Consider the following 15,757-nt stretch of genomic DNA (forward strand, 5'->3'; position numbering starts at 1 on the left):
TAAAAAAGGCTGATAAATCAGCCTTTTATGTTTTTATAAGCCTTTATTTAGGTCTTAGTCAATTTTGTGAACTGACATGGTATTTGTTTGATTAAACAACGCACCAGTTACCACGATAATGGTATCACCAGATTTGGCCAAGCCCTTTTCAACGGCTTTTTCTTTCGCTTTCTCAAAAATAGAGTCACTGCTTTCAAAAGGTTCAACAATTGACGTTGTAACGCCTTTTGTTAAACATAATTGCTGTGCTGTTTTCTCATCACGAGTTAGCGTTAAAATTTGTGCTTTCGGGAAGTACTTACGTACTGACTTAACTGTTTTACCGCCTTGGCTGGTAACAACAATTAGGTCAACGTCTAAATCTTTTGCAGCTTGTACCGCAGATTTACATACTGATTCCGTTACACGAATATCGGCGTATTCAGGAGACGCTGGACGCTCTAATTGCTTCATTGCATCGTCTGTACGTTCACAGATTTGCGCCATAATAGCCACTGTTTCTGCAGGGTATTTACCTTTTGCAGATTCACCCGAAAGCATAACAGCATCGGTACCATCAAGGATGGCGTTTGTAACGTCACCGGCTTCAGCACGCGTTGGGCGAGGGTTTTTAATCATTGAATCAAGCATTTGTGTTGCAGTGATAACTGGTTTACGAGCAGCAACAGATTTTTGAATCATTGTCTTTTGGGCAAAAATAACTTCTTCAACCGCAATTTCAACACCTAGATCACCACGGGCAACCATGATGCCATCAGACGCCGCCAGAATAGCATCAAAGTTATCAACACCTTCTTGGTTTTCAATTTTAGAAATGATGTGAATTTTTTCACCGCCGTTAGCATTTAATAAAGCACGGATTTCTTCAACATCAGATGCTTTACGAATGAAAGATGCGGCAATAAAGTCAACGCCTTGGCCACAACCCCAAACGATATCTGATTTATCTTTTTCAGAAAGCGCTGGTAAGTTAACGCTAACACCTGGAAGGTTAACACCTTTTTTGTTGCCAAGTTCACCTGTATTTTCTACTCGACAGATCACATCCGTCGCAGTGATTTCGGTTACGGTTAGCTCAATTAAGCCATCATCAAGTAACACAGTGTTACCAACAGAAAGATCTTTGGCAAAGTCTTGGTACGTAACGGCAACACGAGTCTTGTCACCAACGATGCTTTGATCTGTTGTTAGTGTAAAAGTTTGGCCAGCTTCAAGTAAAACATCACCATCAGCTAGGTTCATAGTGCGAATCTCTGGGCCTTTAGTATCTAATAAGATAGCTACTTTTTTGCCAGTCTCAGTCGCTACTTCGCGAACGGCATCAATACGGCCTTGATGCTCATCATAGTCACCGTGTGAAAAGTTTAGACGCATGATATTCATGCCTGCATTAACCAAGTTGGTTAGCATCTCTTTGGATTCGGAAGCGGGACCGATTGTACAAATAATCTTAGTCTTGCGCATTTGTGAAAGCCTCTTTAAATATGTCGTGTGAGTTTACTTAATGTGAAACTAATTAAATAATTGCGGTGACTTTAGCATAAAAAAGCCTTAGAACCCTGTTTTAGATCATAATTTTATCGGAAAAAGTAGCATTTATTACAAAAAAAACGCTAAATACGCTATGCGCTGGTGAAAAAACACTCGTTTTTTTTGTGAAATTACGAAATAAAGTTACAGACGATTGTTCTTTTATGAAAACCTGATCTCATTGTGACGACAGATAAGGGGTTCGATGGTTAAATATGTGTTAACCGCGAAAAATCTATTACGCAGTTTAGATGACAAAATGCGACTTAGCCAGACCCTAGTACCCGTTTTATCGCAAATGGACTTGCGCCTATTATTTTTTGTCGATATCGTGCACAGTACTAAATGTTTGTATTATTTTTCGATACTTAGCTACTACGCTAATGGTGAGCAAAATAAGGTTTAGTTGACCTAAGTCGATAACGATAAAAGTTTATATAACTACACTTTCATTACAGCAAAATATTACATAAGACTTTCCCAGGAGAAAAACTGTGTCCGAACAAAAAGATCGCCCAATCGGAGCAATTGGCGCATCCATGATGACTTTAATGGCGCCGATCCGAGGTGAACTAATCTCTTTAACACAAGTGCCTGATCAGGCATTTGCGCAAAAAATGGTAGGTGATGGGGCTGCCATTGATCCCGTTGAAGGGCTACTAAAGGCCCCGTGTGATGGTAAAGTCACGATGATTCACCCATCTTGCCATGCCGTATCCATAGAAGCCTCAAATGGAGTTGAAGTGTTAATGCATATTGGGATTGATACGGTAAAACTTCGAGGTGATGGTTTTAGCGTAAAAGTATCCACAGGTCAGCAAGTAAAAACAGGGGATATTCTAATCCAGTTTGATGTGGATTTTGTTGCTCAACATGCCACCAGTTTAATTACACCTGTGTTAATCACCAACCAAGAAAAAATCGACACCATAATACTTTCTTCTGAGCCACGAACTGAATTTGAGCAGATGTTTTACCAAGTAAAACTAAAATCAGAAGATTCATCGGTTGCTCTTTTAGGTGAACAGCAAGAGTCTAGTACGGTGAAAGTCGCCAACCATACTGGTATCCACGCTCGTCCGGCGGCTTACATTGCTAAAATCGCTAACTTATATGGTGGTGAGATAGTTTTAAAGTCGGCGAATCGTCAAGCCAATGCTCGCAGTGTTACCGCTATTATGGGCTTAAATATTGGTTTTGGTGATGACATCAGCTTCAGTACCAATGGTGCTGATGCTGAAGAAGCCTTGGCCGCCCTTACTGACGCAGTCTTATCTGGTTTAGGTGAAGAGGTTCAGCAACAAAGTGAAGACAAACATGCTTTGGAGCGCGTTAAAGAGCCTTCTTTATTATTCCCCACAAGTGAAAACACGAGCGAATTAAAAGGCATAACCGCATCGCCGGGCTTTGCTTTAGGGCCAATATTTAAGTTTGAAAAAGAATCTTTTGAATACGAAGCCAAGGCGCAAAACAGTGAGCAAGAACAGCAACGCTTAACAACGACTATTTTGCAAGCACAAGCGAGTTTACAAGCGGCCATAAACGAGCAGCAGGAAGCTGGAAATAAAGATCAATTTGAAATTTTATCAGCTCATTTGTTGTTATTAACGGATCCGTCTCTTGTTGAATCTGCAAGCGCACAAATCAAGCAATCAGTGAGTGCGCCAGCAGCTTGGCAACACGCCATTGATGAACAGGTCCATGTGCTTGAGGGGTTAGCGAATCCATTGATGCAACAACGTGCGGCCGATTTAAAAGATGTTGGCGATCGCGTTTTACGCGTCTTATTAGGTAAAACAGAAGATCCATTAGCGAACTTACCTGAAAACTGTATTTTAGTCGCAGAAGAGTTGACGCCATCACAAATCGCAGGTTTTGAAGGTAAAAACATTAAAGCCGTTCTGACCACCACCGGCAGTGCCTCATCCCATGTGGCAATTATCGCTCGTTCGCTAAGTTTGGCAATGTTAGCCGCCGTCGATAAGAGTGTACTTGAGCTGGCGAATGACACCGAATTACTGGTCGATGCAAACAAAGGTGTGGTATTAGTTTCACCTACCGAAGATGCGATGGCGCAGCTGAAATTGGATCAAGACAATGATCGAAAGCTCAAAGAACAAGCGTTGGCGCAAGCCTTGCAGCCAGCCATTACTCAAGATAATGTGGAAGTGGAAGTCGCTGCCAATATTGGTGATGTAAAAGACGCTAAAAAAGCTGCGGAGCAGGGCGCTGATGGCATTGGTTTATTGCGCAGTGAATTTTTATTCCTCGATCGCTTAAACGCACCTAGCGAGCAAGAACAGTTTGAAGCGTACAGTGAAATGTTAGAAGGTATTGGCGTCGATAAGCCGGCCATTGTGCGAACCCTTGATGTCGGTGGAGATAAACCATTGCCTTATGTACCTATTGAGCCAGAGGAAAACCCCTTCCTTGGTGAACGTGGTATTCGAATTTGTTTAGATCGACCTGAAATTCTTCGCGAGCAGTTTCGTGCATTATTACGCGCCTCGGTGGGTAAAAAACTGCGCATCATGTTGCCGATGATATCCTCATTAACAGAGTTAAAGCTTGCGCGCAAAGTGCTTGACCAAGAAGCGGAAAAATTATCAATCAAAGGTGTTGAACTTGGGGTTATGATAGAAGTTCCATCGGCAGCCCTTATGGCCGATGTTTTGGCGCAAGAAGCAGACTTCTTCTCTATTGGTACCAATGACTTAACTCAGTATACCTTAGCCATGGACCGAGGTAATGCACGCTTAGCCCCACTTGCTGATAATCTAGACCCCGCTGTACTTAGAATGATTGATTTAACCGTAAAAGGTGCTCGAAAACACAATCGCTGGGTTGGTGTATGTGGTGGTATGGCAGCGCAACCTTTAGCACAACCCATTTTATTGGGTCTTGGGGTGAATGAGCTTTCGGTACAAATAAGCGCAGTGGCTGAAACAAAGTATCGAGTACGTGCACTTAATATGAAAGAATGTCAGGATCTGGCGCAACAAGCATTAGCATGTGCAACTACAGACGATGTTAAAGAGCTTGTTAGAGCTTATCAACAATAAGAAAAGATAATCAAGAACAGGAAAATAAAATGAGTATTGCAAAGACGCTATTCGCGTCATTACAAAAGGTCGGTAAAGCGTTAATGCTACCGGTATCGGTATTACCCATAGCCGGTATATTATTGGGTGTTGGGGCGGCTGAATTTAGCTTCTTACCCGAGGTGGTATCATCGGTTATGCAAAGCGCCGGTGGCTCTATTTTTGGCCAAATGCCACTGCTATTTGCCGTTGGTGTTGCCCTTGGTTTTACCAATAATGATGGCGTTGCGGCATTAGCCGCGATTGTCGGTTACGGCATTATGGTCGCCACCATTAACCTGATGGCACAAATTAATATCGATAGTATGATAGCGGCTGGTCAAGTGATGAGTGCTGCTGACATTGAATCATTTAAGAAAACCTATGATACCGGTGTTGCCGGCGGTATTTTATCGGGTAGTGTTGGCGCTTATATGTTTAATCGATTTTACAAAATAAGCCTACCAGATTATCTTGGCTTTTTTGCCGGCAAACGTTTTGTACCAATTGCCACAGGTTTTAGTACCATCGCATTGGGTATTCTACTGGCTTTAGTTTGGCCTCCAATTGGTGGTTTGATCTCAGACTTTTCACATTGGTCCGCAAACCAAAATCCAGAAATGGCCTTTGCCATTTATGGTTTTGTTGAACGTAGCTTAATTCCATTTGGTCTACACCACATTTGGAATGTGCCATTTTTCTTTGAAGCGGGCAGCTGTGTAAATAGTGCCGGTGAAGCCGTCACCGGGGTGTTAAATTGTTACTTACAAGCGGATGAAACAAGTCGTGCAGCCGGTAATGGCTTTGGTCAATTAGCCGGTGGCTTTATGTTTAAAATGTTTGGTTTACCTGCCGCAGCCATTGCTATTTGGCATGTGGCAAAACCAGAAAATAAAGCCAAAATTGGTGGCATCATGATCTCAGCGGCGTTAACGTCATTCTTAACTGGTATTACTGAGCCAATCGAGTTTGCGTTTATGTTTGTGGCACCGGTTTTATATTTCATGCATGCGCTATTAGCATCAACAGCGTACTTCTTAAGCAATAGCCTTGATATGGTTCACGGCACCTCGTTCTCGCATGGTTTGATTGACTTTATCGTACTCTCTGCCAACGCCGAAAAACTGTGGCTATTTGGTGCGCTTGGTTTATGTTATGCCTTAGTTTATTACTTCTCTTTCCGCTTTGTTATCGTTAAGTTCAACTTAAAAACACCGGGACGTGAAGAGAGCAATGGTCATGTAGAAGAAGTACATTTTGAAGGTTCAGAAAAAGCGCAAGAAGTGATCTTAGCTTATGGTGGTGCGGCAAATATTACCACCTTAGATTCCTGTATTACCCGACTACGTATTGAAGTGGCCGATGTCAGTAAAGTTGATCAAAATCGATTGAAACAGCTTGGCGCATCTGGGGTTATTGTTATGGGCAATGGCGTGCAAGCGATTATGGGTACTATTGCTGAAACCTTAAGAACCGAAATGGAAGCCGTTATAGCCAATGGCGGTGTTGACGTTCGTGCAAGCAAAGACCTTAAGCCGCAAGTGAACGTTGAAGCTGTACAACAACCTGTTTCTGCTGACAGCTTAAGTGAATCAGCTGAGTTATTGCCTCTATTAGGCGGAGCAAACAATATTGAATCGGTACAAGCATGTGCTGGAAACCGCATTCGAGTAGCGCTAAATACGCCGATACAAGGTTTAACAGAACTGAAGCAAGGTAGTGTGAAACGCGTTGCCACATTAACCGATAGCTGTGTCCACTTAATTTTGGATAAGTCTTCGGATGAGCTTGCCAAGGCTTTGCAACAACAATTGTCATAATTAAAGCCAACCCCATGAACTAAAAAGCCCTCTGTAGAGGGCTTTTTTATGTGTTTATACCAATCCCATTATGTTTACTCGTATTATTGTCCTTTGCCGATGGTGACGTTGACTTTAGGTAAAAGCCAGCGCTGATTGTGTTCATCATATTGTCCTTGCATTTGCTCAACCACAACCCGATCAATAATTTCGGCACCTTTTAACGCCATATTTTCAAAGGTATCAATGCCGTTATTAGCAAAGCCACCACGGGTGCGATGGATGTTAAAACGATTAGAGAATGTGCGTTTAAAGGCATGTTCAATACCCTCTTTACCGTACATAAAGCCTAACAGCCCGCCCCAAGTTGCGGCAGGGTTGTCAGAGTCCCAACCTGCTAAAGCAGCTATTTTTATCGTTTCGAGTAAGTCTCCTTCGCCATACAATAAACTAACAATACTGGCGGCAAAATTTATGCCTGAGGCAAAGCAGCCATTGCAATACAAATTTTTAGAACTGATGTCGTAACCATCTTCTTGGTTCACTTGATATTTAATGTAAAGTTCATCTCGAACCTCTTCCCATTTAGCGCCTTGTTGATAACGGCGAAGGACATAATCAAACATTTTGGCTGAGTAGGAATCTTCGGGTAATCGCTGGCGTGCTGTTGTGGCCATGGCTAAAATAATGTCGGATTTATTCTCGCTCAGTTGGTATGTAGGTGCTAAAGAGTGCATGATCACATAAAATTCGCTGGCCCATTGTGCGTTTTCCCGTGCTGTGGTTTGAATGGGTAATTTCGCCATCTTTAACGCGATATCAGGACGAGTTGGCGCTAATAGACCGAAGATCTCAGTGGTAAGTTGAGCATCGATCATGTCAAATTCTTTATTGTTTGTGGGATCTGAGGTTGCCGGCGGAATTAAGCCCTGTTGCGCCATTAAATCATGAGCGCGCTGATTTGATACCCATAAAAAATTATCGCGTTTACCATCGAGCATTAAAGGACTCTCTTGCTCGCTATAGATGTGCTTTAACCACCCGTCACGAATTTGTTCGCCAGTTAGTATGGTGGTTTGATGCTGGTGCAGTAAGTGTTGATAGATGTACTCAATGTCGGTGTCATCATCAGAGCCCCACACCTCGTCAGTATCGGCAAAAACAAAATCTATCGTGGTGGACAAATTACTGGGGACGCCTTCCCCCCAAATGCTGGGTTGATCGGGCTTGCCCCAATCGTCACGGGTATAAAATTGACCATGAATACCCTCACCACCAATTTTATCCATTTCGGTGACAAGTCCAGTCCAATTAGCTATGGATTGACCCAACCAAAAACCATATAGCCTATCTTGATATTGCGCTCGAGAAATTGCTATTTTGTTTGCCGGCAGTTCCGTTGTCAGTGGGCTCTCAAATGTACTGGGAAGGCTTGCTTGTTGACTACAGCTAACCACGGAAGTTGCAAGAATAATGGCGAGGGTTAAGGGTCTTATCATCATAATATGTGCTCAGCTTATAATCTTTAGGTATATCAAGCTCGGTTTTGGTTTAGGCTGGTGGTCGAGATTGAACAATCGTTAAGCTGTCATAATACGTTGCTTAATATCGAGATAAAATGAAATTTACCATAATTAGGGGCACTTTTGTTGATTGATGGCAAAGGAGGGGAGACTTGCGAACACCCTCAGCACACAAGGTCACCAAGCAATAGAACTAAGCAATAGAACCAAGGAATGCAACTAACACGATAGTTTGATCAGCGATAAACCGACCCCGTTGTTAGCGAGTTCAATGCTCGATTGGTATAAAACCACAACAGTTTGTTGTTTATGCACTAGGGTTGTGACGTGTTGTTGATCCCAATGACGATATTTATCAGCGTCTTTTCGGGCATAGTCATAGAATGTTGTCGGTAGGTTATCCAAGAGAAATACACAGTCAGCAGTTTGCATAGCGCGATACGCTTTTAAAGTCAGTAAGTCGGGATCATGGCTAGATAGTTTAATTAAACAGAGTTTTCCCAAGGTCTCTTTATCACTCTTTTTAAGTAATTGTTCAAATAATGATTCAGCCGCTTCTTGCTGATTATGAATTAAAAGCTCACCAACTTGACCTTCGATAACCTGTTGCCAAAATAGTTTTCGTTGAGCAAATTTAGGAATTTGTTGTTGTACTCTATGCCGATGTTGGCCACAAAAAGTAGCGAGTACGCCGTAATGACTCGGCAAGGTTTGGTCAATTTGATTTTTTAACAACTGCAACAACATGGGGGCATTACCCTCACTGCTTAGCGCGACAATCATCGGGCTTCTGTCGATAATTGCGGGAGTAATGTAATCACATAAGCTGGGGTTATCGACCACATTCAATAGAATACCTCGTTGCTTCGCATCCTTAGCAGCTTGCTGGTTAACATGCTCGTTGTCGGTTGCAGCAATAACTAGATTGATCCGTTCTAAGTGAATGGCGTGATATTCTTGTTTAATGTGATTAAGTGAGTGTTCACTCACGAGTTGGCTGACGGTGTCGTTCGCTTTGGGGGCGATGATGGTGATGGTAGCGGGAGTTTTTAATAATGATTCTATTTTTCGAGCGGCAATATTACCTCCACCAATAACCAAGGTATTCAGCTTTTTGGCATCCAAGAAAACGGGGAAGTATTTCATCATCTTTGCGCAGTGTTATGTAAATATGATTATGTTGACAGCATATCATTAAATAATGATAGGGTAAGAATTAGCTTAATAATAAACAAGAATTAGTTATATCCATTACTTGCATCTGATAACTAATGTTAAACTATGGGTAATTGAAAAATATAGAGACGATATATGCCTTGGATCCAATTACGTTTGGCGGCTAATGAAGATACCGCAGAGAAATACAGCGACTGGTTAAGTGCTTGTGGCGCGCAAGCCGTAACCTTTATTGATGCAAAAGATACGCCTATTTATGAGCCTTTACCGGGAGATGAAGTGACTTATTGGCACAATACTGTGGTCATGGGGCTATTCGATGCCAGTGATGATATGGACAAAGTATTAACTTACTTAAAATCGATTCATCCAGATAAGAACGATATGCAATATAAACTTGAACAGCTTGAAGACAAGGATTGGGAGCGCGAGTGGATGGATAACTTCCATCCCATGAAATTTGGTCAGCGCTTGTGGATTTGTCCGAGCTGGCGTGATGTTCCTGAGCCGGATGCGGTAAATGTGATGCTTGACCCTGGACTGGCATTTGGTACTGGTACGCACCCAACAACTGCACTCTGTTTAACTTGGTTAGACTCTCTCGATCTTAATGGTAAGACCGTGGTCGATTTTGGCTGTGGTTCGGGTATCCTGTCTTTAGCTGCGCTCAAATTAGGGGCCAAAAAAGTGATTGGTATTGATATTGACCCGCAAGCTTTGCAAGCAAGTTTAGAAAATGCCAAACGCAACGGTGTTGAAGACAGGCTAGAATTATTCTTACCGAAAGATCAACCAAAACTAAAAGCCGATGTGGTCGTTGCCAACATATTAGCAGGGCCTTTACGTGAACTCGCTCCTGTGATTATTGATTACGTGGCTGATAATGGCTTGTTAGCGCTTTCTGGAATTTTAGAAAACCAGGGGGTTGAGTTACAGGAGATCTATGGTCAATGGTGTACGATGGATCCTATCAGTGAACAAGATGAGTGGGTGCGTTTATCAGGTCGCAGAAATAAATAGCATTTATTAACAGTAATTTAACAAATTAGTGGGCGAAAAATTGTTTTTTCGCCCATTTTTTTTGAGCCCGAAAAAGTCAATATAAAAAATCACTAAAAAATACAAAATTGTTCAAATATTACGCTTTTATTTCATTTAAAAAACACGTAAACTTAGCGCCCTTTTGAACGGTAAGGTCAAAAAAGCAACAGCGTGAAAATAGGTTCTTATCAATTAGACGGTAAGGTTATTCTAGCCCCTATGGCAGGAATAACCGATAAACCGTTCAGACAATTATGTTGCCGGTTAGGCGCAGCAATGGCTGTTTCGGAGATGCTTTCTTCCAATCCTAAGGTTTGGGCGTCAGGTAAGTCTAAGTTGAGAATGGAACACAGCGATGAAGCCGGGATCCGTTCTGTTCAAATCGCCGGTTCAGATCCTGCTGAAATGGCATTTGCCGCGCAAGTTAATGTTGCCAACGGTGCTCAAATTATTGATATCAATATGGGGTGCCCGGCAAAGAAAGTAAATAAAAAGTTAGCGGGTTCAGCATTAATGAAAGAGCCGTCTCTGGTTGAGGATATTGTTCAATCGGTAGTGGCAGCTGTTGATGTTCCGGTAACATTAAAAATTCGTACTGGCTGGTGTGAAAACACCCGCAATGGTATTGAAATTGCAAAAATAGCGGAAGCCAATGGAATACAAGCTTTAGCTGTTCATGGCCGTACACGCAGTGACTTTTATAAAGGTGCTGCCGAATACGACACGATCAAAGCAATTAAATCAGAAATCAGTATCCCTGTTATTGCTAATGGTGATATCGATTCTGCAGAAAAAGCTGAATATGTTCTTCATTACACCAACGCAGATGCGGTAATGATTGGACGTGCAGCACAGGGTCGACCATGGATCTTCAGAGAGATTAATCACTATCTGGATACCGGTAGCCATTTAGCGCCACCGTCTTTGGCAGAGATCAGAGCAATATTACTTGCTCATGTGCAAGCGCTGCACACATTTTATGGTGATTTTATGGGCGCAAGGATAGCTCGTAAGCACGTATCTTGGTATTTGCAAACGCAAGACCAAGGCAAAGAATTTCGATCTGTATTTAACAAGATTGAATTGCCACAAGAGCAGTTACAATCTTTGAATATGTTTTTTGATAAATTAACTTAAAAAGAGTCTGAACTATATGTTTGAACAAAATATTACTTCTCCATTCGTTATCGGTGACCTACAAACTCAGACCAAGGCATCACCTTTACGTTCTCAAGCTAAAGTAGCAATTAAAAACTACTTATCTCAATTAAATGGCAACGATGTTGACAACATGTACGACTTGGTTTTATCAGAAATTGAAGCGCCAATGCTTGAAGAAGTAATGCAGTATACGCGTGGTAATCAAACTCGAGCTGCTAACCTTCTAGGCATTAACCGTGGCACGTTACGTAAGAAACTGAAAAAATACGGTATGAACTAATTCACAGGCAGGTTTGCCTGCCTAAAGCACCTTCGGGTGCTTTTTTTATTGTTGTGATTAATGAACCCATAAATGAATAGGGCTTCAATCTAGTCAACACAAACACCCAACAGGGTACTGAAATTATAAGGCTCAACTGGCTCGATTATTTCAGCTAAAAAATAATGACTTAATGTTTACCAACATTAAGTAATAAATAAACAATATCATTATTTACATTTCAAAAAGGTATAGAAAATAACTATGGATACTCCACGCCCAATTAGACGCGCTCTGTTAAGTGTTTCTGACAAAACTGGCATTGTTGAGTTCGCTCGCGCATTGGCTCAACAAGGTGTAGATATTTTATCAACAGGTGGTACAGCCAAACTATTAGCTGAAAACAATATTTCAGTAACAGAGGTATCTGATCACACTGGGCACCGAGAAATCATGGATGGAAGGGTAAAAACACTGCATCCAAAAATTCATGGTGGTATTTTAGCTCGTCGTGAACAGGACGAAGCGGTAATGGCGGAAAACAATATTGATGCCATTGATATGGTGGTTGTTAACCTATACCCATTTGCTAATACCGTTGCTAAAGAAGATTGCACCCTAGAAGATGCGATTGAAAATATTGACATCGGTGGCCCTACAATGGTTCGAGCAGCAGCGAAAAACCATAAAGATGTCACCATCATTGTAAATGCATCTGACTATGACCGCGTATTAGCTGAGATGGCGGCGAACAATGGTTCACTACAGCACAAAACGCGTTTTGATTTAGCCATTGCTGCTTTTGAGCATACTGCTCGTTATGATGGCATGATTGCAAATTATTTTGGTACCATGTTACCTGCTTACACTGATGAAGAATCGGTAAGCAAATTCCCTCGTACTTACAATAGTCAGTACATCAAAAAGCAAGATTTGCGTTACGGTGAGAACTCTCATCAAGCCGCTGCTTTTTATGTTGAAGCAAACCCAGAAGAAGCGTCAGTAGCAACGGCAACTCAGTTGCAAGGTAAAGCGTTATCCTACAATAACATTGCTGATACCGATGCGGCATTAGAGTGTGTTAAAGAATTTGATCAACCAGCTTGTGTGATTGTTAAACACGCAAACCCGTGTGGTGTTGCGCTTGGTGATAACATTCTTGAAGCATATGAACGTGCGTTTAAAACCGACCCTACTTCTGCTTTTGGTGGCATCATTGCTTTCAACCAAGAATTAGATGCTGATACGGCAGAAGCCATTGTTTCTCGTCAATTCGTTGAAGTGATCATCGCCCCTAAAGTATCTTCAGCAGCCGCACAAATTGTGTCTGCTAAGCCTAATGTTCGTTTATTAGAATGTGGTAGTTGGGATACTAAAACTACTGGCTTAGAGCAAAAACGAGTAAATGGTGGCTTATTGGTTCAAGACAGAGACCAAGGCATGGTGGGCATGGACGATTTGAAAGTTGTGACCAAACGTCAACCAACAGAGCAAGAAATGTCAGATTTACTATTTTGCTGGAAAGTCGCAAAGTATGTTAAATCAAACGCCATTGTGTATGTTAAAAACGATATGACCATTGGTGTTGGTGCTGGTCAAATGAGTCGTGTCTATTCGGCTAAAATCGCGGGTATTAAAGCCGCTGATGAAGGTTTAGAAGTGGCTGGCTCAGTAATGGCATCAGATGCGTTCTTCCCATTCCGTGATGGCTTAGATGCAGCTGCCGAAGCGGGTATCAAAGCCGTTATCCAACCGGGTGGCTCAATGCGAGATGAAGAAGTGATTGCCGCTGCTAATGAGCATGGCATTGCTATGGTCTTTACCGGAATGCGTCATTTTCGCCATTAATTTCTAAATTTTATCAGAGGGTTAGTGGAATTCACTGATCCTCTTTTAAATATCTGCTATAAAAGAGCTAGGTCAAATAAAAAGATCTAGTGAAAAATAATAATATTTGGGAGATAAAGATGAAATTAGTAAAAAGCTTACTTGCAAGCGCGTTATTAGCCAGCATGGTTACCAGCCCAGTTCAAGCCAACACAGAGCTAAGCGATGTGCTTACGCAAGCGGTTTCAGGCGACCATCGTAGTGCGCAAAATAAAGCGCGTGATGTGTATCGTAACCCCATTGAAACCCTAACCTTTTTTGGTTTTAAGAGCGATATGACTGTGGTTGAAATTGCCCCAGGTGGTGGTTGGTACACTGAAATTCTTGCACCTGCGTTAAAAGGTAATGGTACCCTGTACGCTGCTCATTACCCTGATACAGGCGAAGATAATTATTACAGTCGTTCGCGTAAAAGACTCGAGGCGAAACTTGCAGCTGATGAGATTTACAGCGAAGTAAAACTAACGAACTTTATCCCTAAAACACAAAACGATCTTGCTCCACAGGGCAGTGCCGATTTGGTATTAACCTTTAGAAATTTGCACAACTGGGGTCAAAGTGGTGTGGAACAAGTCTTTCTTGACGCTTTTAAAGCATTAAAACCTGGCGGTGTGTTAGGAGTCGTTGAGCATCGAATGCCTGCTGAGCAGGACTTTGAAGCGAATAAAAGCAGTGGTTATTTTCCAGTTGCTATGGCAATTGAGTTAGCCGAAGCTGCTGGTTTTACATTAGCCGCGAGCAGTGAAATCAATGCGAATCCCAAAGATACAGCTTCTCACCCGAAAGGTGTCTGGACCCTTCCACCTGTTTTACGACTTGGTGAAAAGGATAAAGAAAAATATTTAGCGATCGGAGAAAGCGATCGTATGACATTAAAATTTGTCAAACCGGCTAAGTAACAGTAAAGCCGGTTACAAACCAGTTTTCAGGAAAATAAAAATGAATGTATTAGTGATTGGTAGTGGTGGTCGTGAACATGCTCTAGCATGGAAGGCAGCCCAATCAAATAGTGTCGAAACCGTATTTGTCGCACCGGGTAATGCTGGAACGGCGACAGAGCCAGGTTTAGAAAATGTAAATATCCAAGTGGGTGATATTGCAAAATTGGTTGAGTTTGCAAAGCAAAACCAAATTGAATTGACTATTGTAGGTCCTGAGCAACCGCTAGTTGATGGTGTAGTTGATGCATTTCAGGCTGAAGGTCTTACTATTTTTGGTCCAAGTGCGAAAGCAGCTCAACTCGAAGGCTCTAAGGCATTCACTAAAGACTTCCTAGCCCGTAACAACATTCCTACCGCCGATTATCAGAACTTTACAGAGATTGAACCTGCAATCGACTATGTTCGTGAAAAAGGTGCACCTATTGTAGTCAAAGCCGATGGCTTAGCTGCTGGTAAAGGTGTGATTGTGGCGATGACCCTAGCCGAAGCCGAAGATGCGATTAAAGATATGCTAGCGGGTAACGCCTTTGGTGATGCTGGCCATCGTGTAGTAATCGAAGAGTTCTTAACGGGTGAAGAAGCCAGCTTCATTGTTATGGTTGATGGTAAAAACATTTTATCAATGGCAACTAGCCAAGATCATAAGCGTGCATACAATGGTGATCAAGGACCTAATACGGGTGGAATGGGCGCGTATTCACCGGCTCCTGTGGTAACACCTGAAATTCATCAACGCATTATGGACGAAGTGATTGTGCCAACCGTTGAAGGAATGGCAAAAGAAGGTGCTCCATATACAGGTTTCTTATATGCGGGTTTAATGATTGACGATTCAGGTGCACCAAAAGTGATTGAGTACAACTGTCGTTTTGGCGATCCTGAAACTCAACCTATTATGATGCGATTAAATTCAGATCTTGTTGAGCTTTGTTTGCTTGCTTGTAAAGGTGAACTTGATAAAGCCAGCATTGATTTCGACTCAAGAGCAGCCGTTGGTGTAGTATTAGCAGCAGGCGGATACCCTGGTAGTTATGCTAAAGGTAACGTAATTTCTGGTTTGGACATTAATACATCATCTGATCGTAAAACCTTTCATGCTGGCACGGCTGAGAAAGATGGCAATATAGTCACCGCGGGTGGACGCGTTCTTTGTGCCACCGCTTTAGGCCAAACGGTAACAGAAGCACAAAAAGCAGCGTATGAGCTTTTAGAGCAAATAAGTTGGGAAGACGTGCAGTTTAGAACTGACATTGCTTATCGAGCAATTGCTAGAGAAGCATCTTAGTCCAGCTTAGTATCGTTTAAACAGTAAAAAGGCCATCATCGATGGCCTTTTTTATTTACTGTCATTTTGATAACC

The 15,757-nt window shown here is 42.1% G+C and carries 12 protein-coding genes; 9 read left to right on the top strand and 3 right to left on the bottom strand.

Annotated features, from left to right (window positions below; all coding sequences use genetic code 11):
* Positions 1-54: 54 nt before the first annotated feature.
* Positions 55-1,464, bottom strand: a complete 1,410-nt coding sequence (gene pykF, locus ACAY00_RS01030; protein WP_371376025.1) for a pyruvate kinase PykF — start codon at positions 1,462-1,464, stop codon at positions 55-57.
* A 271-nt stretch (positions 1,465-1,735) separates the two neighbouring features.
* Between pykF and ACAY00_RS01035 the strand changes: the two genes are divergently transcribed.
* From ACAY00_RS01035 to ptsG, 3 genes are all read left to right on the top strand, one after another.
* Positions 1,736-1,936 carry a hypothetical protein gene (locus ACAY00_RS01035; RefSeq protein ID WP_371376028.1) on the top strand — a complete coding sequence of 67 codons (201 nt, stop codon included), beginning with the start codon at positions 1,736-1,738 and terminating at the stop codon, positions 1,934-1,936.
* Between the two features lie 88 nt (positions 1,937-2,024).
* Positions 2,025-4,592: a phosphoenolpyruvate--protein phosphotransferase gene (gene ptsP / locus ACAY00_RS01040; protein ID WP_371376031.1), complete on the top strand. Its 2,568-nt coding sequence runs from the start codon at positions 2,025-2,027 to the stop codon at positions 4,590-4,592.
* Positions 4,593-4,621: 29 nt separating this feature from the next.
* A complete protein-coding gene (gene ptsG / locus ACAY00_RS01045; RefSeq protein WP_371376033.1) occupies positions 4,622-6,430 on the top strand; it encodes a PTS glucose transporter subunit IIBC in 1,809 nt (602 codons plus the stop codon).
* A gap of 83 nt (positions 6,431-6,513) precedes the next feature.
* On the opposite strand, the gene ACAY00_RS01050 is transcribed toward ptsG, so the two are convergent.
* Together ACAY00_RS01050 and ACAY00_RS01055 are read right to left on the bottom strand one after the other, a co-directional pair.
* The gene (locus ACAY00_RS01050; protein ID WP_371376036.1) at positions 6,514-7,911 is read right to left on the bottom strand and encodes an ADP-ribosylglycohydrolase family protein; all 1,398 of its coding nucleotides are present in this window, start codon (positions 7,909-7,911) and stop codon (positions 6,514-6,516) included.
* A gap of 240 nt (positions 7,912-8,151) precedes the next feature.
* Complete coding sequence (locus tag ACAY00_RS01055) at positions 8,152-9,081, bottom strand: siroheme synthase (protein WP_371376039.1); 930 nt, start codon at positions 9,079-9,081, stop codon at positions 8,152-8,154.
* A 162-nt stretch (positions 9,082-9,243) separates the two neighbouring features.
* Between ACAY00_RS01055 and prmA the strand changes: the two genes are divergently transcribed.
* From prmA to purD, 6 genes are all read left to right on the top strand, one after another.
* Positions 9,244-10,128, top strand: coding sequence for a 50S ribosomal protein L11 methyltransferase (gene prmA, locus ACAY00_RS01060; protein WP_371376042.1), 885 nt, complete (start codon positions 9,244-9,246; stop codon positions 10,126-10,128).
* Positions 10,129-10,320: 192 nt separating this feature from the next.
* Positions 10,321-11,286 (top strand): tRNA dihydrouridine synthase DusB, encoded by a 966-nt coding sequence (gene dusB / locus ACAY00_RS01065; protein WP_371376046.1) that lies wholly within the window; start codon positions 10,321-10,323, stop codon positions 11,284-11,286.
* Between the two features lie 16 nt (positions 11,287-11,302).
* On the top strand, positions 11,303-11,590 hold the full coding sequence (gene fis, locus ACAY00_RS01070) for a DNA-binding transcriptional regulator Fis (RefSeq protein ID WP_371376049.1): 288 nt from the start codon (positions 11,303-11,305) through the stop codon (positions 11,588-11,590).
* Between the two features lie 243 nt (positions 11,591-11,833).
* Positions 11,834-13,417, top strand: a complete 1,584-nt coding sequence (gene purH, locus ACAY00_RS01075) for a bifunctional phosphoribosylaminoimidazolecarboxamide formyltransferase/IMP cyclohydrolase (protein ID WP_371376052.1) — start codon at positions 11,834-11,836, stop codon at positions 13,415-13,417.
* Positions 13,418-13,536: 119 nt separating this feature from the next.
* On the top strand, positions 13,537-14,355 hold the full coding sequence (locus tag ACAY00_RS01080) for a class I SAM-dependent methyltransferase (protein WP_371376055.1): 819 nt from the start codon (positions 13,537-13,539) through the stop codon (positions 14,353-14,355).
* A 40-nt stretch (positions 14,356-14,395) separates the two neighbouring features.
* The gene (purD, locus tag ACAY00_RS01085; RefSeq protein WP_371376058.1) at positions 14,396-15,682 is read left to right on the top strand and encodes a phosphoribosylamine--glycine ligase; all 1,287 of its coding nucleotides are present in this window, start codon (positions 14,396-14,398) and stop codon (positions 15,680-15,682) included.
* The last annotated feature ends 75 nt before the right edge of the window (positions 15,683-15,757 follow it).

The organism is Thalassotalea sp. 273M-4 (genome assembly GCF_041410465.1).
Taxonomy (GTDB): domain Bacteria; phylum Pseudomonadota; class Gammaproteobacteria; order Enterobacterales; family Alteromonadaceae; genus Thalassotalea_A; species Thalassotalea_A aquiviva.

What these genes read in the sequence shown, in the direction of transcription:
- ACAY00_RS01035 (WP_371376028.1), top strand. Translation starts at nt 1,736, where the DNA reads ATGGTTAAATATGTGTTAACCGCGAAAAATCTATTACGCAGTTTAGAT.
- pykF (WP_371376025.1), bottom strand. Translation starts at nt 1,464, where the DNA reads ATGCGCAAGACTAAGATTATTTGTACAATCGGTCCCGCTTCCGAATCC.
- ACAY00_RS01050 (WP_371376036.1), bottom strand. Translation starts at nt 7,911, where the DNA reads ATGATGATAAGACCCTTAACCCTCGCCATTATTCTTGCAACTTCCGTG.
- fis (WP_371376049.1), top strand. Translation starts at nt 11,303, where the DNA reads ATGTTTGAACAAAATATTACTTCTCCATTCGTTATCGGTGACCTACAA.
- purH (WP_371376052.1), top strand. Translation starts at nt 11,834, where the DNA reads ATGGATACTCCACGCCCAATTAGACGCGCTCTGTTAAGTGTTTCTGAC.
- purD (WP_371376058.1), top strand. Translation starts at nt 14,396, where the DNA reads ATGAATGTATTAGTGATTGGTAGTGGTGGTCGTGAACATGCTCTAGCA.
- ACAY00_RS01055 (WP_371376039.1), bottom strand. Translation starts at nt 9,081, where the DNA reads ATGATGAAATACTTCCCCGTTTTCTTGGATGCCAAAAAGCTGAATACC.
- prmA (WP_371376042.1), top strand. Translation starts at nt 9,244, where the DNA reads ATGCCTTGGATCCAATTACGTTTGGCGGCTAATGAAGATACCGCAGAG.
- ACAY00_RS01080 (WP_371376055.1), top strand. Translation starts at nt 13,537, where the DNA reads ATGAAATTAGTAAAAAGCTTACTTGCAAGCGCGTTATTAGCCAGCATG.
- ptsG (WP_371376033.1), top strand. Translation starts at nt 4,622, where the DNA reads ATGAGTATTGCAAAGACGCTATTCGCGTCATTACAAAAGGTCGGTAAA.